The organism is Gilliamella bombicola (assembly GCF_900094945.1).
Lineage (GTDB): Bacteria > Pseudomonadota > Gammaproteobacteria > Enterobacterales > Orbaceae > Gilliamella > Gilliamella bombicola.
The window spans coordinates 30,059-52,354 of sequence record NZ_FMAQ01000012.1 but is presented as its reverse complement, the minus strand read 5'-3'; the positions used below and the strand labels follow the sequence as shown (position 1 = coordinate 52,354).

Sequence of the window (22,296 nt, the reverse complement as noted above, 5' to 3'; positions counted from 1 at the left end):
GAATGATGGATGGAGCTGGTGTTACATGCCCATCTGTTTTTCGCGAAGTTCCGCAAGTGTTTTACAATCGATACATAAATCTGCTGTTGGTCTTGCTTCTAAGCGACGAATGCCAATTTCAACGCCACAAGATTCACAATAACCAAAGTCGTCTGATTCAATTTTCTTTAATGTTTTTTCGATTTTTTTGATCAGTTTTCGTTCTCTATCTCGAGCACGTAATTCTAAACTAAATTCCTCTTCTTGTGTTGCTCGATCGGCTGGATCAGGAAAATTCGCAGCTTCATCTTGCATGTGAGAAACTGTTTTCCCCATTTCATCTTGTAATTGAGTAAGCCATGCTTTTAATATCAATTCAAAATGTTTTAATTGTTTAGGGTTCATGTACTCCTCGCCTTGTTTTTCTTTATAAGGCTCAAGCCCCGCAATTGAAAGCAGGCTAAGAGAAGATGTATTTAACTTTTTTTCCTTTTTCACAGCAATCCCCTTAAGTACAGATTATTTGCAAGCGGTAAACTATATCAATAAATTAGCTATTGGCAAATTTTTTTTATTATTTTTTATGTACAAAAAATAAGCGAAATAGTGCAACTGTATGTTATTAATTAAGATAAGTAGCTATTCCCACTTTTTTAATCCATTTTTAGGGCATTTAGTTACTAAGTCGTACAGCTTATCGTTATCTGGTAAAACAAGTTCAGGACTGATGTCATACAGTGGGTAGAGCACAAATTCTCTGTTTTTCATGTGGTAGTGTGGAACGGTGAGCCTTTCACTTTCTAGTACTAAGTTGTCATACAATAAAATATCAAGATCTAAGGTTCGAGCACCCCATCGATTGTCTTTACGTACACGACCTTGCGCTTTTTCTATGGATTGTAGTTCGTCAAGTAGTTCAATTGGAGATAAATTTGTCGTTAGTTCTATGACGGCATTAAGATAATCATTTTGGTTTTGTGGACCAAGAGGTTTGCTTCGGTAAAAAGGAGAAATAGCCGTAACTGTTGTGTTAGATAGCTGCTTTAATGCCGCAATTGCACGATTGGCTTGTGACAATGGATCTTCAAGATTACTGCCTAAGGCGATATAACAAGTTGACATAATAAGATGTTAAATTTTTGATTTGATTATTTTTTGTAGGAAGTATTTTAACATATAAAATAATGGCTAAAAATGATTATATCAATGGCGTATACGTTATGATTTTAGGTTATTAGAATATAACTACTTAATCTTTAACCTGTGGCTAATTATACGTTATTTTAGCTATTCCAAAGTAAACCAGTTTCACTAATCACTTATCGACTTTGCTGAGTTTGAGAGTTTTGCATGAATTTAGGTCAACAGTTAAGTTTTTTAATCAGAAATACGCCAATAATCAGTGACCCTCAAGTTATTGATTGTGCTATTAATGGGATAACTGATTATTTTGCTTGCACTTTACAAGCTTGCCATGAAGATGATGTTCATAAATTGCTAGCATGGATAGCAGATGAAGGCGGTAATGCCAGAGCTTGGCTAATTGGTCAAAAAAAGTTAGCTAGCGCAAGGCAAGCCGCGCTACTTAATGGTTTTCAAGCCCATTGTTTAGATTATGATGATGTACATTCAGATGTTCGCGGTCACCCCTCTGCCGTTATTTTATCTGCACTTATTGCCAGTGTTCGATTAGATAATGCTGAGCAAACAATTGATGGCCGGCGTTTTTTAACCGCTTATGTTATTGGTATCGAAGTGATGGCCTTATTGGGACAAAGCATTAATCCACAGCATTATGAAAAAGGTTGGCATGCAACTATTACTTTGGGTGGGATTGCGGCAACAGCGGCTATTTGTTATCTCTATGATGAACCTTTTTTATCACAAGCATTAACGTTAGCTGCGACTCAAGCATCGGGAATGCGTTTGTTAATGGGCACGCCGATTAAGTTTTTGCATGCTGGGCTAGCAGCCCAGCATGCCATACAAGCGGTTGAGTGGTTAAGAGCGGGTATACATGCCGATCAGGATTTTTTAGATGATAAATTAGGTTTTTTGGCTATTTATGGACAAGGTAATACACGTTTTGATTTAAGTCATTGGGGTAAAACTTGGAAGATTGTGCATCCCGGATTATGGTTTAAAAATTATTCTTATTGTTCAGCTGCTGCTTATATTGCTGATGCGGGGCAATTGCTTTATCGGAATGCTAACTTTAGTGTTGATAAGATTGAGAGTATCACTATCTTTTTTTCTCCACCACAAAGTGATGCAGCGTTAATTTATCAAATGCCTTTGCTTGCTGAACAAGGGCGTTTTTCGGCTGAGTATGTTTTAGCATTAACTCTTTTAGGGTTGCCACTTAGTTTTGAACAGTTTTCAGCAAAACCTATTGCAAATGGCATAAAAAATTTGATGCAGAAGATGAAACGAAGCTATCAAATACAACTTACCCCCCATCCACAGGCGTATAATCAACGTTATGTTGTTGTTGAGATTGTTAATAGTACAGGTGAAAAGTTGAACCAAAGAATTGACCTTCCAAAAGGTTCGCCAAAAAATCCATACAGTCAGCGAGAATTATCATTGAAGTTGGTCAAAGCCGTAGGTGACCAAAAGACCACAGATAATTTATTGAAAGATATTCGTGCGCTTGCGGTCGGTTTAGATCTGCATACATTTTTATTGTCATATCTTTTAAAGCTTTAACGATTAAAAACTCATTTTGTGGTTAAATCAGTTTTTAATCGTTAAATTTCAAAATCGATTTCATCGGTCAATTGGCGCAAAAAGCGTTGTGTTATTTCATTTTGTGGATTATCAATTATTGATTTTGCTGGTCCTTGTTCAACAATTACGCCATCTGCCATAAAAATAACTCGGTCTGCAACATACTTAGCAAACTCCATTTCGTGGGTTACGATAATCATTGTGATATGTTCTTTAGCTAGCTGTAGCATTACTTGTAGTACTTCGTGTACACGCTCGGGATCAAGTGCGGATGTTGGCTCATCAAATAATAATACTTTTGGTCTGACTGCAAGTGCTCTTGCGATTGCAACACGCTGTTGCTGACCACCAGATAAGGTTATGGGATATTGTGTGGCGTAAGGTAACATACCAACGCGTTCTAATAATGATAGACCAAGTTGTTTGGCCTCTTTTTTATCTATCTTTTGTCCAACAATTAATGGATAGGTGATATTTTCTAATGCGGTTTTATTTTTAAATAAATTATAGTGTTGAAAGACCATTGCAGATTGCTTGCGTAAATGGGTTTCTTCTTTATTACTATAATGTTTAGCATCTAGCATTGCTGTGCCAATTTGAATGGTGCCGGTGTTTGGTTTTTCTAATAAATTTAAGCAACGTAATAAGGTCGATTTGCCTGATCCTGACGGTCCAATAATTGCAACCACTTCGCCTTGTTCAATGTTTAGGTTGATCTCTTTCAAAACTTCATTATTAGCAAAGCGTTTAGATAAATGTGATACCGTAATCATAACCCGTCTCCTTAACGATGATAGGGGGCCGTGAGTTTCTGCTCTAACTGTTTTTGTATCCAAGAATAGATAACAACAGTTAACCAGTAAACAATGCCTACAGCTAAATAGGTTTCAAAGTAGAGGAATGAGTTAGCCGTTAACATTTTTCCTGCTGCTAATAGTTCTTGTACGCCAACAAAAAAGGCAACAGACGAATCTTTAAGTAATGAGATGAACATATTACCGGTGTTCGGTAAGGCATTGACCATGGCTTGGGGCAGTATAATACCGCGGTAAACTTGTATTTTACTTAAACCTACTGTTAGCCCTGCTTCTTTCTGCCCGTGATCAACCGATTCTAAACTTGCTCGGAAAATTTCGGCTAAATAGGAGGAATATTTTAAACTAAAGCAGATAATGGCTGCCGTTGTTGCCCCCATATGTTTTAAAACAGGAAAAATCTGCGGTAATCCGTAATAAATAATAAACAGTAAAACAACGGAGGGTATTCCTCTAAACAGAGATATAAACAGTGCAAAAATAGTATCGATAATGATTATTTTATTGCTACGCAGTAATGCAATAGCTAACCCTAATATAATGGCAAACATAATCGATACGATGGTAATAAAAAGGGTAACCGGCAGATAAGGCAATATCTGCGGAAACACACTTAAAAAATAGTTTACATTAAAATTCATAAGGTAATATCTTCGCCAAAATATTTAATTGCCAGATTTTTCAATGTGCCATTAGTGCGTAACTTTTCGATGGCTTGATTGAATTTTTCACGCAGTGCTTGACCTTTTTCATCTTTACTAAATGGAAATGCGACTTGCTCAATAGTAATGGGTTCACCCACTAATTTGAACGGTAGATTTTTACGCTTAATTTCAGCCAGTAATATCGGTTTTGAATTAACATAGCCATCAACTCGTTGATACTCTGTGTCATACATTGCACCATCTCGTGTTTCATAGGTCTTGATGGTGATTTCATTGTTAGGAAAGGCTTTTTTTAGATTGTTTATATGATTTGAGCCTAGCACACCAGCAATAGTTTTGCCTTTAAAATCAGATAATTGATTAATATTATTGTTATCTTTGTGAGTCACAATTTGACTACCATAAAAGCTATAGGTGTTGGAAAAATCATATTTGGCTTGACGAGCAGGTGTAACTGCAACCGCATTGGCTATAGTATCTAACCGCCCAGAATCAAATTGTCCCATTAAGCCACCAAATTCGGCAATGTTCCATTCGACTTTATAGCCTAATTCTTTGGCAATCGCCTCGGTAACTTCAACATCAAATCCGACTAATTTGCCATCTTGTTTATAACCGTTTGGGTAGCTTTGTCCTGTAGAACCTACTTTAATAATATTTTGCTCTGTGACTTGATGGCTAGATTGATTATCACAACCCATTAAGGTTAGGCTAGTTAATAAAAGAGCGGACAGTAGTGTACTTATTTTTTTCATTGTTTATTACTCCTTTTTTTCCATTCGGTATAGCTTTTATGATTTAAAATTTTTTCAAAATAGAGCGTAGTATGATCTGGAGTTAAATCCGCTTGCCCTATTTTTTTATAGCCTTTATTTATATACGTCTGGGCAAGCCATGGATGATTTGCGGCGGTGCCTAACGTGACGGCAGGTAACTTTAGTTGGTTAATTAAAATTTGCTGTTCAACAAAATCCCATAATGCATTACCATAGCCTTGACCTTTATAACGTGGATCGGTTGCAAACCAACCTAAATGGGGTAACCCATAAGGTCCTGGGTTATTGCCCCATGGAAAGCGAATGCTTAAAGTTGATAGTAGTTCACCATCTTTTTCAAATAAATACACGGCATTAGACTCAATATGCTCAGCAATCTGCGATTGCTTGATTGTTGCTGCGGCAAAATGAATGCCTAATTGAGTTGTGGCTTGATAAGCACTATGCAGTAGGGCTTGATAAGCTGGAATATCTTTATCAGTCATTAAGCGAAAACTCATGCTAATACTCCACACTGTTCAGCGTATTGAATGACTTGTGCTACTTTTTCAGGAGCAGAGCCAAGATAGTTAATTGGATCTAACCAAGTATCAAGCTCGGATTCGGTAAATTCTTTGTTTAAACTTGGATCTTCTAATAATATATCTTTAAATGGTCGATTTTGTTCAAACGCTTTCATGGCGCTTTGATAAACCAGTTGATGAGCAGTTTGTTTTCCTAATCGCTTACCAATTTCGAACATGACTTTTTCTGATAACAGCAAGCCATTTTGTAGTGATAAGTTAGCTAACATCCGATCAGAATTGACTTTTAGACCTTTAAGTACAGCTAACGCTGTTTGTAGTTGCGCTGAAATGTAAAGGTTAATTTCAGGTAGTGCGATCCATTCTGCACGCCAACTCATGGCATCGCGTTCATGTTCAACTTTCATTGATTCGTGAATTAATGCGACGCTTTTTAAAAGTGGAGCCGTCAAACTGGCTAAACCTTCTAATGCTGCTGGGTTGCGTTTATGTGGCATGGTGGTTGAACCAATTTTTCCTGCTGAGAAGGGTTCTTCAACTTCGTTAATTTCAGTACGCATCAAGTTGTAAAATTCATTGCCTATTTTGCCTAATGTGCCACTGATTAGCCCGATGACTGATGCATATTCAGAAAAACGATCACGCGCCGCTTGCCAACCGATATTAGGGGTATTTAGTCCGAGTAACGTTAACGCTCGCGATTCAACTTGTGGTCCTAGCTTGCCCATTGATGCATACGTACAAATTGCGCCACTAATATTACCGACTAATACCCGTTGTTTGATTTCACTTAAACGTTGTAAGTGCCGAATAAATTCATCTAACCATACTGCAAGTTTAAAGCCAAAGGTTGTGGGAAGCGCTTGCATGCCATGCGTACGCCCAACCATGGGTAAATATTGATACTGTTTGGCTAAACGTTTTAGTTCGAGTGCCACCTGTTTGCTATCGCGTTCAATGACAACAAATGATTGTTTTAATTGTAAAACAGTTGCAGTATCGACAATATCTTGTGTGGTTGCCCCGTAATGAATATATTGACCGGCATCACCTACTTGTTTTTGTAGTGCGTTAATGGTCGACATTAACGAGTGTTTGGCCTTTGCCGCTTCTTCGGCAATGTGTTCAATTGATAGTTTAGTTGCATCGGCTTTGGCTATGATTGCATTGGCAGCTTCAGCGGGAATTACACCTAGCTCACCTTCTGCTTGAGCTAAAGCAACTTCGACCTCTACTTGTTTTTGCAGGCGATTTTGTTCTGACCAGATCGCCCTCATTTCGCTCGTACCAAAGTTATTGCCTAAAATTAAAAAATCTAAAATATGTGACGCCACCCAACTATCCTCAATCATGGTAATTATTCTATTAAATAATTATTAGTAATTATTGGGAGATCGTCTAATAATCTGTTTGTCTATGGATATAACCAATTGGAATAAAGGCTTAATGAAAAAGGGTAATTTTTGTGCTTAAGTCGTAATCAGGATACTTTTTAAGTCGTGAGGAAGGGAACACTAAACAAGTTAATCTTTTGAAAAAAAACGTTCAGGAAAGCTATTGATTTTATTTGTTTTTTATTTTTTAGTTTGCTTCATATGGTTAGCTATCGTCTTAATAATAATTAAAAATAAAATAAACAAGTTATAACAAACCAAGAGAAAATAACCAAAACAAAAATTTTGTTTTGGTTATTTGAGTGTTTTTCTTGTGACTTAAACAACAATTTTTATAGGACTTGAACAATTGATTCGCAAAGTCTAGACATGTTATCTAACGTCATACCTGCGACATTGATACGTCCGGAATTAACAATATAGATGCCGTAATCGCTACGTAATTTTAGGACTTGCTCTTCACTTAAACCGCTAAACGAGAACATGCCATTTTGTTTGACAATAAAACTAAAATCTTGATTAGCACCTTTATCTTGTAAGGTTTTCACAAATAGTTGGCGCATGCGGTGGATGCGTTGGCGCATATTGGTTAATTCATCAATCCATTCTTCTTTTAATTCATCATTGTTTAAAATATACGAGACTATTTTAGCACCATGGGCTGGTGGGTTAGAATAATTCGCTCGAATGATGGTTTTTACCTGACTAAAAGCGCGATCGGCAATTTCAGCATTGGCAGCAATTAAGGTAAATGCTCCAGCTCGTTCATTATATAAGCCAAAATTTTTAGAATATGAGCTAGCAATAAGAAGCTCAGGATGGTTGTTCGCAAATAACCGTAGCCCATAGACGTCTTCTTCTAAACCCTGTCCAAAGCCTTGGTAAGCTAAGTCAAATAGTGGTAACCAACCATTTTTTAAGGCTAAGTCCGAGATAGCTTGCCATTGTTCTGGGGTTGGATCAATACCCGTTGGGTTGTGACAGCAACCATGGAATAACACTGCTTCCCCTGAGGCAACAAGGCTTAAGTTATTCATCATTGCATCAAAATTAAGGCTGTGAGTCTGAGGATCGTAATACTGGTATTCACGAACTTCAAGCCCTGCCATTTGAAATACACTACGATGATTTGGCCAAGATGGATTGCTGATCCAAACGCGTTTTACTTTTGTTCTGCGAGCTAAAAAATCGGCCATAATTCGTAAGGCGCCAGTTCCCCCCGGTGCTTGGGCGGTTTTGGCTCGTTCATTTTCATGACCAAAAAGTAGTCGTTGGGTTGCTGTATTAAAGGTATTGTCACCGTCAATTGCTAAGTAGCTTTTTGAGGTTTCATTAGTTAATAAGAAGTGTTCTGCTTTTTTTACACTTTCTAGAATAGGTGTTTTGGTGGTTTCATCTTTGTAGACACCAACACTTAGATTGATTTTATTAGTGCGTTCGTCTTTGTTGTAAAGATCGGCTAGCCCTAAAATAGGATCGGCTGGAGCTGCTGTTAAATATTCAAACATAATTCACCTATCAGATCTAATGACTGTTAACGCATTATATACACATTATTTTGTAAGTTACAATTTCGATAGTGGTATTCTATAAGTGTGTTTTTGTAAAAATTTCTTTAGTTTTTGCTTTTCTATATTTAGCGAAAAATAGTAATTTGGTTAAAAAATGAAATCAAATCATTAGTTAAGGTTGTTAATTCACCTGTAATTAAATCTTCTTTTACTACTTCGCCGGTTAAGTTGTTTATTGAAATAATTTTAGTGCTGTCATCTGTTGAGGCAATAAAAATAGTCGGTATGCGTTTTAATCTTTTTTGTTGAGATAAATGAGCAATTAAATTTTGTTCTAAGTTTGAAAAATCATCATCATTCCAAGCTTGGATCAAAACTAAATTAGTGTCATTAAACTTAGCTGTCATATTGCCCGCGTATTGTGTCCCGTAAAAAATATGCGTACTTGGGTGTAATTTAATGCCAATAACTTGTTCAATAATGGTTAAGTTTCGAGGCGGTTCCAATAAGAAAGGTTGCCAATATACTGTTAATTTTTCAGTTTTTAAAATACAAGGTGAAGGTATTGCATGGAGATCTTCACTTTGTGGGGCGTATTTGAATTGCTCAATCCAGCGAGTTGTAAAATTAAGTAAAGCAGTTTTATCAGTAGAGTCCATAAACAAATATATCTCATATTTAGATTATTACGTTATTTAATCATAATTATACTGGTTAAATTCGGCTATACATAATCGTATCAATGTTTTTTTTAATTTGGTAATTATTAAGAGAAAGTTTTGTAAAAATGATTCAGATTAGTCGCCGTTTTAATATAAGATTTTAAGCGACTTAAGATAAGTTATTTATAATTTGGTAAAGGTTAATTAGAAATAAGAAAAATGGATAATTATATTGTTTATAAAATAGCGAGTTTAATTTTCTTGCTATCCTTTGCCTAAACGTTAATAATAGAGAGGGATAATTTTATCCTTGTAATGCAGCAATGGCGTTAGACATTACAGTTTGTCAAAATAAAATAGTGTAAGTAGAATCATTATAATTAGATAATACGTTTATTTTAAACAGTTGCATAAAGATTTAGTTTATTTGCCAAACCAGTAAAATATAGCGGTTTGCAAATTAACGATAATAACAATGTCAATAAATTATACAATTAGTTTTTTTGCAAAGTATTTAGTGTCTTTTAATTTAATATTTTGCCTAGCGTATTATATTGATGTTGATTAAGTAGTATCGGTTTCACATAAAATAATAACAAAAATAACATAAATAAAATAATGAATACCGTATATAAAATATTTAGTTAAGTACCATTATTCATCATTGTTAAAATAATCACTTATCAATAATAAGATTCTACCTACAAGTTAATTAAGATTAATGAAGAGTGTAGAATAATGAAAAGAATGCTAATCAACGCAACCCAGCAAGAAGAGCTGCGTGTTGCGCTTGTTGATGGCCAACGCTTGTATGATTTAGATATTGAAAGCCTTGGGCATGAGCAAAAAAAAGCGAATATTTATAAAGGTAAAATCACTAAAATCAATCCAAGTTTAGAGGCGGCTTTTGTTTCTTACGGTGGGGAACGTGATGGGTTTTTACCTTTAAAGGAGATTGCAGAAAGTTATTTCCCATCTAATATTTCTGGTCGTCGTAGTATTAAGCATCTACAAGAAGGTCAAGAAGTTCTTGTCCAAATTGAAAAAGAGATTCGAGGTAAAAAAGGTGCGGCTTTAACCACTTATATTAGTTTAGCTGGTAGTTATTTAGTGTTAATGCCTAATGATCCACGTGCTGGTGGTGTTTCGCGTCGTATAGAAGGCGAAGAAAGAGCGGATCTTAAACGTATTATTGATGCTATCGAAAAACCCAAAGGTATGGGTGTTATAGCTCGAACAGCAGGGGTTGGTAAAAGCCAAGAAGAGTTGCAACAAGATTTAGATGCATTAGTTAACTATTGGACTGCCATTCAAAATGAGGCTAAAAAGCACCCTGCCCCAAGTTTAATTCATAAAGAAAGCGATATTATTACTCGCGCATTTCGTGATTATTTACGTGATGATGTTGGTGATATTTTAATTGATAACTCGAAAGTGCTTGAGATAGCAAAAAAACGGTTAGCTGATTTAGGTCGCGTTGAATATGTTAATCGCCTTAAATTTTATGATGGTGATGTGCCTTTATTTAACCATTTCCAAATTGAAGGGCAGATTGAGTCGGCATTTCAGCGTGAAGTGCGTTTACCTTCTGGTGGTTCGATTGTTATTGATACCACCGAAGCACTTACGGCGATTGATATTAACTCGGCTAAGTCGATTCGTGGTAGCGATATTGAAGAAACCGCTTTTAATACTAATCTTGAAGCAGCAGAAGAAATTGCGCGTCAGTTACGTTTGCGTGACTTAGGTGGTTTGATTGTTATTGATTTTATTGATATGACGCCAATTCGTAATCAACGTGAAGTCGAAAATCGCTTAAAAGAGGCGATGAAAACTGATCGAGCACGTATTCAAACCACTCGCATTTCGCGTTTTGGTTTACTTGAAATGTCTCGTCAACGTTTAAGTCCTTCTTTACGTGAAGCAACACATCATATTTGCCCTCGTTGTCAAGGCACAGGTACGGTTCGTGATAACAATTCATTATCTTTGTCTATCCTTCGGTTAATTCAAGAAGAAGCGATGAAAGATAATACTGTACAAATCGATGTCATCGTACCAGTACCTATAGCGAGCTATTTACTTAACGAAAAACGTCGTGCTATTAATAACATTGAAAGCATGCATCCAGATGTCAAAATTGTGATTGCTGGCGACGAAGAGATGGAAACACCGTTGTATAAGGTTATCCGTAAGCGTAGAGGCGAAGAAACGGACGTACTGAGTTATAATCTTCCAAAACTAATTCGTGAACTTGAAGAAGAGGAAGATGAACAACAAGCTGTTGAAGTAATTGTTGAACAAGCCGTATTATCCGGCCCTAAAGTTGAAGCTTCTGTCGCTCCAAAAGAAAAATTAGCGCCAAAAACTAAAAAATCAGAAGGTTTATTTAGTGGGCTATTTGGTAAACTACGTAAGTTGTTTGTTACAGAAAAAGCAGAGCCAGAGCCAGAAGTTAAACCAAAGACAGCCAAAAGACGAGATAATCAGCGTTCAAATAATCGACGTCAACGTAATAACCGAAATAGTAGTGCGGCTAGCAATGCTAATGTTGTTACAGCAGGTACTCTTGATGAGACGAAAGAGCCGAGTAGAAATAATAATCGTAGAGCTAAATCAAATGCGAATTTGTCAAATTCAACAAATAATATTAAGGTAGATAAAGTCGCTGACGAAGCAGTGCTACCAAAACAGCGCGAAGCAAAACCAAGACGTCAACAACGTGTATTAGCTAAAAGTGTTCGTGTAAAAAATACTGATATAACTGTACAATCTCAGCAAGAAAGAGTAATCATTCCTTCTTTGTTGTTGCCGGTTATTGTTACTAAAGAAACTGAAGACCATATTACATCAGAAAATCAATCAAAGCGTCAGCGTCGCACATCTAGGCATTTGCGAATGAATGGTCAACGTAATAAACGTCGTGTTCGTAATGTGGAATTAAAGCAGTCTCCAATGCCGTTATCATTTGCTGCTGCATCATTAGAATTAGCATTGGGTCGAGTTGTTGTCGATTACAGCCAAATAGTAAATGATGAACCAAATAGTGTTGTGCCTGTTATTCCTTCGCTTTTAATTCCTGTTATTGTTAAAAATGACGAAGATGTAAATAGTCATAGTGTTGATACTGTCACAATTGATGAACAGTCAAAAATTTCTTTATCTACAAATGTTCAAGAAAATTTTGGAGATAGCGAAAAAATTAGTGATGGAACTGATCAGATAACTCATGATTTACAATTAACAGGTTATTCTTCTTCAGCAATGGCTAAAGCGCCAGCACCAGAGTATGAAACTTCTGATGTTGGAATAAAATTACGTGAAGAGTCAGATTATCACTTTGAAGGTAAAGGTAATGCTGGTGGTTTAAGTGCACAAGATCATGCGTATGCCGCAGCAAGTAAACCGGTGATGCCGGATTAATCAATAGATAAATTAAAACACGGTGAGCGTTTGTCACCGTGTTTTGTTTATTTATAATAGTGATAAAGATAAATAATGATTATCTATATTTTTAAGAGAATAGTAACGTTTTTATTTATTATCTGCGTACTGGCTCAGATTAGCTTCTGTTTAGTTTATTTTACTCCTTATTCAATGTCTAACTTTCATAATCTAAATTTTATTGATGCCTATAGTGCTTTTTTTAAGCAGTTGCTGCAAGGTGAATTTAGGTTGTTAACAGGGGAAACAGTACTTTTTTTTCAGACATTATTGGCTACATTTGAACTTTGTATCCTTGCTTTATTCGTAGCTCTACTTGTTGGATTACCTTTAGGAATTTTTCTTGGACTGAGTAATATTAACTGGTTGAATAATATGATTCGCTTAGGGTCTTTATTATTATATTCTTGTCCTATCGTTATGTTAGTTATTGTTGTTATGTATTGTCTGTCGCCGACTTGGACTATATCGATGAATTTTGATATATCACCATCAGTTACTGGGACTTCTTTACTGGAGATCTTGGCTTCAACAAAAGCATCTAAATGGCAAGAGTTGTTTGAGCAATTTCATTATTTAATTTTACCAATCATTCTTTTAGCTATTCAGCCAAGCATTATGACCATTCAATTAATAGGTCAAAATGTAAAAAACACATCAAGACAAAATTTTATAAAAATGGCGATTATTCGTGAGCGTTCACCGTTTAAAATTTTACGTCGACATTTGTTACCCAATTCAATCCCAGCCACTATTCCACAGTTGACTTATAATACAACAACGCTGTTATTTTCAACGATGGTTATTGAAATTTTATTTAATCGAGCAGGACTTGGGCAGTGGGTAATGATTGCTTATCATCATCATAATTATTTTATTATTTCTATTGCTATTTTAGCTTGTGGGACGGTTATTAGTTTATTAACGTTATTAGGCGAAATTTCGGCGATTGCAATTTATCCTTTGCGCCATAAGGAATATTATGTTTAGGCTAGCTAGTTTAATGAAAAACATTAAGTCATGTTTTAGTCGGCTACATGGTAATCTCTATTTAATTGTTGGTTTTTATGGCATATTGGCGATTACTTTTGTCGCATTATCAACTAAATGGTTTTTTCATGCCCATTTAAATCCTACCTATCCTGCATTATTACCTCCCGCTTGGTGGATTAATGGTGATATCAATCATATATTAGGTACGAACGCGAAAGGACAAGATATTTTTGATTATTTGCTAATTGGATATCGCTCAACTATTTCAATGACATTAAAAGTGGTATTTTATGTAGTTGTCATTGGCGGATTAATTAATTATTTAATGTTTTTTATATCGTTGATACGTCCTTTTGTTTTATTCATTTTTAAATTTTGTATGGTAGTCCCCCCATTACTTGGTGTGATTGTGATTAGCTTATTGTTAGAAGATGATATTACTAATATGTTATTGGTGGTTGGATTATCTTATACTCCACGCTTTATTTACAATATTCATCAACGCGTTATTAATGAATGGAATAAGACATATATTACAGCTTATAGATTGGATGGCTTATCTTCATTTTCAATTTTAAATCGTTTTATTTTACCTAATATTTTACCTATCTATTTGACCGAGATTGTTTCGTTATTTGGTTCAATCATTTTATCTCTTACCACTATAACTTTTTTAGGTTTTGCTAATGATGTTTCCCGACCTGATTTAGGCATGATGATGTTTCAAATGAAAGATATTATTGCCTCTAATTATTTAGCCTTTCTATCTCCTGGAATTGCGGTGTCTGCTACAATAATTTTTGTTTATTTATTTAACTTTGGATTATATGGTCGGCGAGCAGGAACTTAATTATGGCATTATTAGACATTCGAAATTTAACCATTGAGTTTATTACTCCCGATGGCCTTTTGCGCGCAATTGATCGCGTTAATTTGAAGTTGTCTGAAGGCGAAATTCGAGGCTTAGTTGGTGAGTCAGGCTCAGGGAAAAGTCTTATCGCTAAAGCTATTTTAGGGGTAACTAATCATAATTGGAAAATTTCTGCTGATCGATTTTATTTTGATAATATTGATTTACTAAAGTTAACTCCTAAACAACGTCGAAAAGTAATTAGTGATAATATTTCGATGATATTCCAAGAACCGCAATCTTGTTTAGATCCTTCAATGAAAATTGGTCAACAATTGATTGAGGCTATACCAAAACGAACCTTTAAAGGGCATTGGTGGCAGCGGCTATTTTGGCGTAAAAACCGTGCTATTGAACTGTTGCACCGAGTTGGTATTAAACATCATAAAGAGATATTAAAATCTTATCCATTCGAATTGACCGAAGGCGAGTGTCAAAAAGTGATGATTGCAATTGCATTGGCTAATCAACCCAAGTTACTGATTGCAGATGAGCCAACAAATGCGATGGAAGCAACGACTGAAGCACAAATTTTTAGGTTGCTGGCTAGTATGAATCAAAATATGGGTACCACTATTTTGCTTATTAATCATGACTTGCAGATGGTAACTCGATGGACAGATCGTATTAATGTGCTGTATTGTGGGCAAACAGTTGAAGTTGCTGATAGTGAAGATTTAATTAGATCTCCTTATCATCCTTATACTCAGGCTTTAATTTATGCGATCCCTGATTTTGGCAAAGCGATGCCACATAAAAGTCCGTTAAATACCTTACCTGGTGTTATTCCGTCACTTGAACATTTACCGATTGGATGTCGATTAGGACCAAGATGTCCCTATGCCCAAAAAAAATGTATTTTGGCACCAGAATTAATACCGATAAAAGACCATTTTTTCGCCTGCCATTTTCCGTTAAATACTGATGAGTAACTGTAAATAATAGGAATACTCGATGAATCCAATATTAAAAGTACGTAACTTATCTAAGCAATTTAAAATCCATAAAGGTTTTTTTGGGCATTTACGTATTGATGCGGTGAAAACATTATCGTTTTCTCTTAATGAAGGTAAAACCCTGGCAATTATTGGACAAAATGGCTCAGGAAAATCGACATTGGCAAAAATGTTAGTAGGCATGATAAAACCAGATAGCGGTGATATCTGGATTGATGGTAATAAAGTTCAATACGGCGATTATAGTCATCGTTGCCAACTGATTAGAATGATTTTTCAGCATGTTGAAAGTTCATTCGATCCTAGATTGCGTATTGGACAATTGTTAGAAATCCCACTTAAACGTAATACTCATTATGATGCCCATGAGCGTGAAAAACTAATTAGTAGTGTATTAAAACAAGTTGGATTATTGCCCGAACACGCCTCTTATTATCCTTCAGTGATGGCGGCAGGACAAAAGCAACGTGTGGCATTAGCAAGAGCTTTAATTTTAAAGCCCAAAGTAATTATTCTTGATGAGGCTTTAGCTGCATTAGATATTTCGATGCGCTCACAGATTGTTAATTTGATGCTGTCATTACAAGTTGAACAAAATATTTCTTATATTTATGTAACACAAGATATTGGTATGATGAAACATATTAGCGACGAAATTTTAGTTATGCACAATGGAGATCTTGTTGAGTATGGTAATACTGCTGAAGTATTAGCTTCACCTTTAAATGATATTACCCAAAAATTGATAAATAGCTATTTTGGTGAAGCACTGACTGCTGATACTTGGCGTACTGATACAAGGTCTTTTTAAGAAAGATCTCTTTTATCACCTATAATCATCAATAATATATGTATCTACTATTATGATTTAGTTTTAAATTTCATCTCTAATATTGTCAATAAAAATCTCGACAAATAATCTAAAACGCACTATATTTAGCTATATGGATTTCTAGACGTCTATTTTAGAGGTTTAAAATAACTTATCGTTTTTAGGAGCTTTTGTTATGCCTATTTGTATTCCTGATTCATTACCGGCTGTTGATGTATTACGTAATGAAAATGTATTTGTTATGACTTCATCACGCGCTAATACTCAAGAAATTCGTCCTCTTAAGCTTCTTTTTTTAAACTTAATGCCTAAAAAAATCGAGACTGAAAACCAGTTTTTAAGATTACTTTCTAACTCATCTTTACAAGTTAATATTCAGTTATTGCGTATTGATCAACGCGAATCAAAAAATACACCTGTCGAGCATTTAAATAGTTTTTATTGTGATTTTGATGATATTCGTGAACAGAATTTTGATGGACTAATTATAACGGGAGCACCGCTAGGTAAGGTTGCTTTTTCTGATGTTGTGTATTGGCCTAAATTAACCGAAATTATAACATGGGCGAAAGAGCATGTTACTTCAACCATGTTTGTTTGTTGGGGGGTTCAGGCTGCTTTGAATGTATTATATGATTTACCAAAATTTACCCGTACCCAAAAACTATCTGGTGTTTATCAACATCAAAATAATCAACCTAATGCTATTTTAACACGCGGTTTTGACGATACTTTTCTAGCTCCTCATTCGCGATATGCTGATTTCCCTATAGATAAAATAAAAAAATATACTGATTTAATTATTTTAGCTGAATCGGATATTACTGGTCCTTATTTGATGGCAACCACAGATAAGCGGATGGTATTTGTGACCGGTCATCCTGAATATGACTCTACAACACTGGCAAATGAATACTATCGAGACTTAAATGCAGGTATTCATCCTGATATGCCGTTTAATTATTTCCCTAATAATAATCCTCATTTAACACCAAAAGCTACATGGCGTAGCCATGCTTATTTATTATTTAGTAATTGGCTTAATTATTATGTTTATCAGTTAACACCATTTGATTTAACTACTCGAAATTTAACAATTGATGATTAATAGATATAAGAAATGTTGAAAGATAATCAATTATGAGGTTTTAAATATTTCGATAAGTTATTGCATATTCACTAAATATGGCTTTAGTTATGTGATTAAACTTGTAGCCAAAATGTAACAGGGCCATCATTAATTAATGATACTTGCATATTAGCAGCAAATTGACCTGTTTGTGTCGTTATCTGTTGTTTGCATTGTTCGACAAAAAATTGATAAAGCCTATCAGCTTCATCTGGTTTGGCTCCTTTTGTAAAACTCGGTCGCATTCCTTTTTTAGTGTCTGCCGCTAGAGTGAATTGAGAAACTACTAACACTTCACCATTAGCTTGCTTAACGTTTAAATTCATTTTTCCTTCACTATCACTAAAAATCCGATAGCCTAATACTTTTTCACATAAACGAATTGCTTTTTGTTCGTCATCACTTTGTTCAACACCGAGTAAAATTAGTAACCCCTGATTAATCTTTCCAATAATGTTATTGTTTACTGTAACACTAGCTTGGTTTACTCGTTGGATTAAGGCGATCATAAATTAATTACTCTGGTAAAGGTTGATTCTTAGTAATGTGTTTTTTTCGTTGGTTATAGTCAGTTAAAGTTGCAGCAAACTCAGCGCCAAACAGTATAATACACCACGAACAGTAGATCCAAACTAACATGATGGGAATAGATGATACTACTCCGTAAATGAGTTGGTATGTTGGAAATGAAGTAACATAAAGCGCAAACGCTCGTTTGCCTAATTCAAATAATATTGCAGCTACAAATGCCCCTATCATGGATTCTTTAAAAGGTACAGACTCGGTCGGAATAATGCTATAAAGTAACCAAAATCCGAATACAGAAATAATAAAGGGGAGGGTACTAAGTAAAACAGTGTCTGTTGTAGCTGTCGAAAACCAATTTAGTGAGAATATGTAAGAACTCACCGCTATACTTGCTCCAACTAAGATAGGGCCTAAGGTTAAAATTGTCCAGTATATGGTTAGGTTATACATGAAGGAACGTTTTCGTTTGGTCTTCCAAATATGGTTAAGTGTTGTATTAATCGAGTTAATTAGCAATAGTGATGTAACAATTAAGCCAATTACTCCTAAAAAAGTCATTTTTTTAGTATTGGCGATAAATTGTTCTAGGTAATTTTGAATAGAATCACTAGCTGTGGGAACAAGATTGTTATAAATCAATTGTTTTAATGAAAGACTAGCCTCATTAAAAATCGGGAAAGCTGACAATAAGGAAAAAATAACAGTAATAAGAGGTACTAGTGCAAGTATTGTAGTATAAGCAAGCTCAGCAGATGAGGTCGTTAGACGATCATGGTTAATACGATTCCATAACATTTTCATAAAGAGCTGTATTTGCTTAAGTGATTTCATCATTTTTTTCTAGTTAGAAATGACACAATTATTAATCCCATTACTATTTAATGAGTTTAATGCCTTATCTGCTTCTTTTTTGTTGGTATATGGTCCTACCGTGACTCGATACAACTGGCCCGGAGAAATATTGGCACTAATACCAGTCATTGCAAGCTTAGCCCTTAGTGTATCAGCATTAGATTTATCTTTAAATGCACCGCATTGTAGTAACCATTTATTGGTAACAGTTTGTGCTGGCGATGATGTTATATTTGTTGTTTGATTTTGTGTTACTGAGTTTTCTTTCGAGGAAGATGCGGTAGTCTGAGTATTATTAATAAAACTATCTAAGATTTGCTGCCTTTCACTCGCAACTGAATTTGATGTTGAAGAGTAGTTTGCATTAGGAGTTTCTAACTCTTTAAGATATGTCCAACGCTCTTGAGGTTGCTCTGGTAGAGTTATCGTTGGAGGTTGAGTTTTTGCTTTTGGTGCTTCAACGGTTTTTTTAGGTGTATTATTCACAACAAAATAGAGAATAGCAGAAAATAGAATAATGACAATAATAGCCAAAAATATCATTAAATTAGGCTTATTTCGTGACTTATTTTTTTTTGACTGGCTCTTTTTTCTAACATAATCACGCTGAACCACAATAGACTCTCTTCTATTTTATTAACATTACATAAATAATTAGTATACAAATAAAAAAAGTGGTTTACACCACTTTTTGTCATTTTTCTTTAACTATGATAGTTAACATTTCACAAATAAAGCTATTAACCCAATGCTTTAATTTGCTTAATTAAATTTGCTTTATGGCGTGCAGCTTTATTTTTGTGAATTAAGCCACGAGCCGCTTGACGGTCAACAACTGCTTGCATGTCTTTGAATGCTACTTCAGCTGTTTGTTTATCACCAGCTGCAACAGCTGCGTAAACTTTTTTAATATAAGTACGCATCATTGAACGGTTGCTAGCATTATGTTTACGGCGTTTTTCGGATTGAACCGCACGTTTCTTAGCTGATTTGATATTAGCCAAAGTCAACTCCCAAGTTTAGATAAAAATTAGATATTAATAAGGTCGCAGAATATGCCTGATTTTCTTTCTATTGTCAATGCTGTTGTATAAAAAATTATAATTGATTATTTTTAGTTTACGATAAATGTTTACTATTCGACCAATAATGTCTATAACCTAAAAAGAAATTTTATGTTAGAATAGTAAAAGTTTTATTTTATTTATATTTTACAAGAGGAAGTATCATGTCTATTATTAGAATGCAAGATCTTGATCTAAAAGGAAAACGTTTGTTTATTCGCTCAGATCTTAATGTACCGGTAAAAAACGGTAAGGTTACTTCGGATGCGCGTATTAAAGCATCATTACCTACTATTGAGGAAGCCATTAAAAAAGGCGCTAAAGTAATGGTTACCTCTCATATTGGTCGTCCAACCGAAGGTGAATATAATCCAGAGTTTTCACTACAACCTGTTGTTGATTATTTAAAAGAACATGTGTCATTCCCTGTCCGTTTAGTGAAAGATTACCTTAATGGCGTGGATGTAAAAGAAGGCGAATTGGTTGTTCTTGAGAACGTCCGTTTTAATGTTGGTGAAGGTAAAGATGATGAAACTTTATCTAAAAAATATGCCGCGCTTTGTGATATTTATGTGATGGATGCGTTTGGTACGGCTCACCGTGCTCAAGCTTCAACTCACGGTGCAGGTAAATTTGCGCCAGTTGCTTGTGCAGGTCCATTATTAGCAGCTGAACTTGATGCTTTAGGTAAAGCGCTAGATAATCCAGCAAGACCAATGGTGGCTATTGTTGCTGGCTCTAAAGTATCAACAAAATTAACCGTACTTGATTCTTTATCGAAAATTGCTGATCAAATTATTGTCGGTGGTGGTATTGCTAATACCTTTATTGCTGCTGAAGGTTATAATGTAGGCAAATCACTTTACGAAGCAGATCTTATTCCTGAAGCTAAAAAATTAATGGCGAACTGTGAAATCCCTGTCCCAACTGATGTGCGTGTTGCAACTGAATTTAGCGAAACAGCTACTGCAACTGAAAAGTCAGTTCAAGATGTTAAAGAAAATGAACAAATTCTTGATTTAGGTGATAAATCAGCAGAGGTATTGGCTGATATCATTAAAAATGCTAAAACCATTTTGTGGAATGGTCCTGTCGGTGTTTTTGAATTTGCTAATTTCCGTCGTGGAACTGAAATTGTCGCTAAAGCAATTGCTGATAGCCAAGGATTTTCAATCGCGGGTGGTGGTGATACTTTAGCAGCAATTGATTTATTTGGTATTGAAGATAAAATTTCTTATATTTCAACCGGTGGTGGTGCCTTCCTTGAATTTGTTGAAGGTAAAAAACTGCCTGCTGTAGCCATGTTAGAGGCTAGAGCAAAAGCGTAATATTGGTTCAATAGGAAGGATGGGGAAAAGACTCATCCTTTATTTTTATATAGATAAATTTATAGGTAACAAAATGACTACAAAGATTTCTGATGTCGTTAAACCTGGTGTAGTAACTGGTGATGATGTTCAAAAAGTATTTCAAATCGCTCGCGAAAATAATTTTGCATTACCCGCAGTTAATTGTGTCGATACTAATACAATCAATGCTGTTATTGAAACAGCGGCAAAAGTAGGTTCTCCTGTTATTGTCCAATTCTCTAACGGTGGAGCTCAATTTATTGCCGGTAAGGGCTTAAAATTAGATGGTCAAGAGTGTGCTATTCTAGGGGCAATTTCTGGTGCAAAACATGTTCATCTTATGGCTGAAAAATACGGTGTTCCAGTTATTGTTCATACCGATCACTGTGCTAAAAAATTACTCCCATGGATTGATGGTTTACTTGAGGCCGGTGAAACTCATTTTGCTAAAACAGGTAAACCTTTGTTTTCTTCTCATATGATTGATCTTTCAGAAGAAACATTAAAGGATAATATTGACATTTGTTGTCAGTATCTTGCTCGTATGTCTGCAATGAAAATGACTTTGGAATTAGAGTTGGGGTGTACTGGTGGTGAGGAAGATGGTGTTGATAACAGCCATATGGATAGCTCGGCACTTTATACTCAACCAGAAGATGTGGCATACGCTTATGAGCGTTTAAGTGCTATTAGTCCTCGTTTTACTATTGCAGCATCATTTGGTAATGTTCATGGTGTTTATAAGCCAGGTAATGTTAAATTAACGCCTAAAATCTTAGATAACTCACAAAAATATGTATCTGAGAAGTTTAGTTTACCTGCAAAATCATTGAATTTTGTTTTCCATGGTGGTTCAGGTTCTACACCTGAAGAAATTGCTGAAGCAGTAAGCTATGGTGTTATCAAAATGAATATTGATACCGATACACAATGGGCAAACTGGTCTGGTATTTTAGATTATTACAAAGCAAATGAAGCTTATTTACAAGGGCAATTAGGTAACCCAGAAGGTATTGATGCACCAAACAAAAAATACTATGATCCGCGCGTATGGTTACGTAAAGGACAAGATTCTTTAATTGCGCGTTTAGAGCTAGCATTTAAAGAACTTAACGCAATAAATGTTCTGTAATTTTTGTGTTTGTTGAAACTAAAACAGGGCTATTGCCCTGCTTTTGATTTA

General features: G+C 35.2%; 22 protein-coding genes. 9 read left to right on the top strand and 13 right to left on the bottom strand.

The window, feature by feature from the left end; all coding sequences use genetic code 11:
- Positions 1-21: 21 nt before the first annotated feature.
- Together dksA and folK are read right to left on the bottom strand one after the other, a co-directional pair.
- Complete coding sequence (dksA, locus tag GA0061081_RS09070; RefSeq protein WP_091350103.1) at positions 22-477, bottom strand: RNA polymerase-binding protein DksA; 456 nt, start codon at positions 475-477, stop codon at positions 22-24.
- A gap of 141 nt (positions 478-618) precedes the next feature.
- Positions 619-1,101 (bottom strand): 2-amino-4-hydroxy-6-hydroxymethyldihydropteridine diphosphokinase, encoded by a 483-nt coding sequence (folK, locus tag GA0061081_RS09065; RefSeq protein ID WP_091350098.1) that lies wholly within the window; start codon positions 1,099-1,101, stop codon positions 619-621.
- A 228-nt stretch (positions 1,102-1,329) separates the two neighbouring features.
- Between folK and GA0061081_RS09060 the strand changes: the two genes are divergently transcribed.
- Entirely contained in the window at positions 1,330-2,688 is a 1,359-nt protein-coding gene (locus GA0061081_RS09060) for an MmgE/PrpD family protein (RefSeq protein ID WP_091350095.1), read from the top strand.
- A 41-nt stretch (positions 2,689-2,729) separates the two neighbouring features.
- Here the strand turns inward: GA0061081_RS09060 and GA0061081_RS09055 are convergent, their stop codons facing one another.
- From GA0061081_RS09055 to syd, 7 genes are all read right to left on the bottom strand, one after another.
- Positions 2,730-3,482 (bottom strand): amino acid ABC transporter ATP-binding protein, encoded by a 753-nt coding sequence (locus tag GA0061081_RS09055; RefSeq protein ID WP_091350091.1) that lies wholly within the window; start codon positions 3,480-3,482, stop codon positions 2,730-2,732.
- An 11-nt stretch (positions 3,483-3,493) separates the two neighbouring features.
- A complete protein-coding gene (locus tag GA0061081_RS09050; protein ID WP_091350088.1) occupies positions 3,494-4,165 on the bottom strand; it encodes an amino acid ABC transporter permease in 672 nt (223 codons plus the stop codon).
- Positions 4,162-4,944 carry an amino acid ABC transporter substrate-binding protein gene (locus GA0061081_RS09045; protein WP_091350085.1) on the bottom strand — a complete coding sequence of 261 codons (783 nt, stop codon included), beginning with the start codon at positions 4,942-4,944 and terminating at the stop codon, positions 4,162-4,164. The genes GA0061081_RS09050 and GA0061081_RS09045 overlap by 4 nt, the downstream gene beginning before the upstream one ends.
- Positions 4,941-5,465 (bottom strand): GNAT family N-acetyltransferase, encoded by a 525-nt coding sequence (locus GA0061081_RS09040; protein WP_091350081.1) that lies wholly within the window; start codon positions 5,463-5,465, stop codon positions 4,941-4,943. The genes GA0061081_RS09045 and GA0061081_RS09040 overlap by 4 nt, the downstream gene beginning before the upstream one ends.
- On the bottom strand, positions 5,462-6,823 hold the full coding sequence (purB, locus tag GA0061081_RS09035; protein WP_091350134.1) for an adenylosuccinate lyase: 1,362 nt from the start codon (positions 6,821-6,823) through the stop codon (positions 5,462-5,464). The genes GA0061081_RS09040 and purB overlap by 4 nt, the downstream gene beginning before the upstream one ends.
- 392 nt (positions 6,824-7,215) lie before the next feature.
- Positions 7,216-8,391, bottom strand: a complete 1,176-nt coding sequence (locus tag GA0061081_RS09030) for an amino acid aminotransferase (protein WP_091350078.1) — start codon at positions 8,389-8,391, stop codon at positions 7,216-7,218.
- A gap of 128 nt (positions 8,392-8,519) precedes the next feature.
- On the bottom strand, positions 8,520-9,053 hold the full coding sequence (syd, locus tag GA0061081_RS09025; RefSeq protein ID WP_091350076.1) for a SecY-interacting protein: 534 nt from the start codon (positions 9,051-9,053) through the stop codon (positions 8,520-8,522).
- Positions 9,054-9,794: 741 nt separating this feature from the next.
- Here syd and rne point away from each other — a divergent pair.
- The 6 genes from rne (at position 9,795) to metA (ending at position 17,299) form a co-directional block, all read left to right on the top strand.
- Positions 9,795-12,479 carry a ribonuclease E gene (gene rne, locus GA0061081_RS09020; RefSeq protein ID WP_091350131.1) on the top strand — a complete coding sequence of 895 codons (2,685 nt, stop codon included), beginning with the start codon at positions 9,795-9,797 and terminating at the stop codon, positions 12,477-12,479.
- Positions 12,480-12,554: 75 nt separating this feature from the next.
- Entirely contained in the window at positions 12,555-13,490 is a 936-nt protein-coding gene (locus GA0061081_RS09015) for an ABC transporter permease subunit (RefSeq protein ID WP_091350072.1), read from the top strand.
- 13 nt (positions 13,491-13,503) lie between these two features.
- Entirely contained in the window at positions 13,504-14,343 is an 840-nt protein-coding gene (locus GA0061081_RS09010; protein WP_167349342.1) for an ABC transporter permease subunit, read from the top strand.
- A 2-nt stretch (positions 14,344-14,345) separates the two neighbouring features.
- Complete coding sequence (locus GA0061081_RS09005; protein WP_091350065.1) at positions 14,346-15,335, top strand: peptide ABC transporter ATP-binding protein; 990 nt, start codon at positions 14,346-14,348, stop codon at positions 15,333-15,335.
- 22 nt (positions 15,336-15,357) lie between these two features.
- Positions 15,358-16,170: a peptide ABC transporter ATP-binding protein gene (locus GA0061081_RS09000; RefSeq protein WP_091350062.1), complete on the top strand. Its 813-nt coding sequence runs from the start codon at positions 15,358-15,360 to the stop codon at positions 16,168-16,170.
- 196 nt (positions 16,171-16,366) lie between these two features.
- Positions 16,367-17,299 carry a homoserine O-acetyltransferase MetA gene (metA, locus tag GA0061081_RS08995; protein WP_091350058.1) on the top strand — a complete coding sequence of 311 codons (933 nt, stop codon included), beginning with the start codon at positions 16,367-16,369 and terminating at the stop codon, positions 17,297-17,299.
- Between the two features lie 95 nt (positions 17,300-17,394).
- Here the strand turns inward: metA and dtd are convergent, their stop codons facing one another.
- From dtd to rpsT, 4 genes are all read right to left on the bottom strand, one after another.
- Complete coding sequence (gene dtd / locus GA0061081_RS08990) at positions 17,395-17,829, bottom strand: D-aminoacyl-tRNA deacylase (RefSeq protein ID WP_091350054.1); 435 nt, start codon at positions 17,827-17,829, stop codon at positions 17,395-17,397.
- A 7-nt stretch (positions 17,830-17,836) separates the two neighbouring features.
- Positions 17,837-18,682 (bottom strand): virulence factor BrkB family protein, encoded by an 846-nt coding sequence (locus GA0061081_RS08985; RefSeq protein ID WP_091350051.1) that lies wholly within the window; start codon positions 18,680-18,682, stop codon positions 17,837-17,839.
- A 6-nt stretch (positions 18,683-18,688) separates the two neighbouring features.
- Positions 18,689-19,243: an SPOR domain-containing protein gene (locus GA0061081_RS08980; RefSeq protein ID WP_141683360.1), complete on the bottom strand. Its 555-nt coding sequence runs from the start codon at positions 19,241-19,243 to the stop codon at positions 18,689-18,691.
- 197 nt (positions 19,244-19,440) lie between these two features.
- A complete protein-coding gene (gene rpsT, locus GA0061081_RS08975; RefSeq protein WP_091350046.1) occupies positions 19,441-19,704 on the bottom strand; it encodes a 30S ribosomal protein S20 in 264 nt (87 codons plus the stop codon).
- Positions 19,705-19,928: 224 nt separating this feature from the next.
- Here rpsT and pgk point away from each other — a divergent pair, with 224 nt between their 5' ends.
- Both pgk and fbaA read left to right on the top strand, forming a co-directional pair.
- Positions 19,929-21,092, top strand: coding sequence for a phosphoglycerate kinase (gene pgk / locus GA0061081_RS08970; RefSeq protein ID WP_091350041.1), 1,164 nt, complete (start codon positions 19,929-19,931; stop codon positions 21,090-21,092).
- 73 nt (positions 21,093-21,165) lie between these two features.
- Positions 21,166-22,245 carry a class II fructose-bisphosphate aldolase gene (gene fbaA, locus GA0061081_RS08965; protein ID WP_091350037.1) on the top strand — a complete coding sequence of 360 codons (1,080 nt, stop codon included), beginning with the start codon at positions 21,166-21,168 and terminating at the stop codon, positions 22,243-22,245.
- Positions 22,246-22,296: the final 51 nt, after the last annotated feature.

Coding starts and splice junctions, on each gene's coding strand:
- folK (WP_091350098.1), bottom strand. CDS start 1,101: ATGTCAACTTGTTATATCGCCTTAGGCAGTAATCTTGAAGATCCATTG.
- GA0061081_RS09060 (WP_091350095.1), top strand. CDS start 1,330: ATGAATTTAGGTCAACAGTTAAGTTTTTTAATCAGAAATACGCCAATA.
- GA0061081_RS09055 (WP_091350091.1), bottom strand. CDS start 3,482: ATGATTACGGTATCACATTTATCTAAACGCTTTGCTAATAATGAAGTT.
- GA0061081_RS09050 (WP_091350088.1), bottom strand. CDS start 4,165: ATGAATTTTAATGTAAACTATTTTTTAAGTGTGTTTCCGCAGATATTG.
- GA0061081_RS09045 (WP_091350085.1), bottom strand. CDS start 4,944: ATGAAAAAAATAAGTACACTACTGTCCGCTCTTTTATTAACTAGCCTA.
- GA0061081_RS09040 (WP_091350081.1), bottom strand. CDS start 5,465: ATGAGTTTTCGCTTAATGACTGATAAAGATATTCCAGCTTATCAAGCC.
- GA0061081_RS09030 (WP_091350078.1), bottom strand. CDS start 8,391: ATGTTTGAATATTTAACAGCAGCTCCAGCCGATCCTATTTTAGGGCTA.
- syd (WP_091350076.1), bottom strand. CDS start 9,053: ATGGACTCTACTGATAAAACTGCTTTACTTAATTTTACAACTCGCTGG.
- rne (WP_091350131.1), top strand. CDS start 9,795: ATGAAAAGAATGCTAATCAACGCAACCCAGCAAGAAGAGCTGCGTGTT.
- GA0061081_RS09015 (WP_091350072.1), top strand. CDS start 12,555: ATGATTATCTATATTTTTAAGAGAATAGTAACGTTTTTATTTATTATC.
- GA0061081_RS09010 (WP_167349342.1), top strand. CDS start 13,504: ATGAAAAACATTAAGTCATGTTTTAGTCGGCTACATGGTAATCTCTAT.
- GA0061081_RS09005 (WP_091350065.1), top strand. CDS start 14,346: ATGGCATTATTAGACATTCGAAATTTAACCATTGAGTTTATTACTCCC.
- GA0061081_RS09000 (WP_091350062.1), top strand. CDS start 15,358: ATGAATCCAATATTAAAAGTACGTAACTTATCTAAGCAATTTAAAATC.
- metA (WP_091350058.1), top strand. CDS start 16,367: ATGCCTATTTGTATTCCTGATTCATTACCGGCTGTTGATGTATTACGT.
- dtd (WP_091350054.1), bottom strand. CDS start 17,829: ATGATCGCCTTAATCCAACGAGTAAACCAAGCTAGTGTTACAGTAAAC.
- GA0061081_RS08985 (WP_091350051.1), bottom strand. CDS start 18,682: ATGATGAAATCACTTAAGCAAATACAGCTCTTTATGAAAATGTTATGG.
- GA0061081_RS08980 (WP_141683360.1), bottom strand. CDS start 19,243: ATGATATTTTTGGCTATTATTGTCATTATTCTATTTTCTGCTATTCTC.
- pgk (WP_091350041.1), top strand. CDS start 19,929: ATGTCTATTATTAGAATGCAAGATCTTGATCTAAAAGGAAAACGTTTG.
- fbaA (WP_091350037.1), top strand. CDS start 21,166: ATGACTACAAAGATTTCTGATGTCGTTAAACCTGGTGTAGTAACTGGT.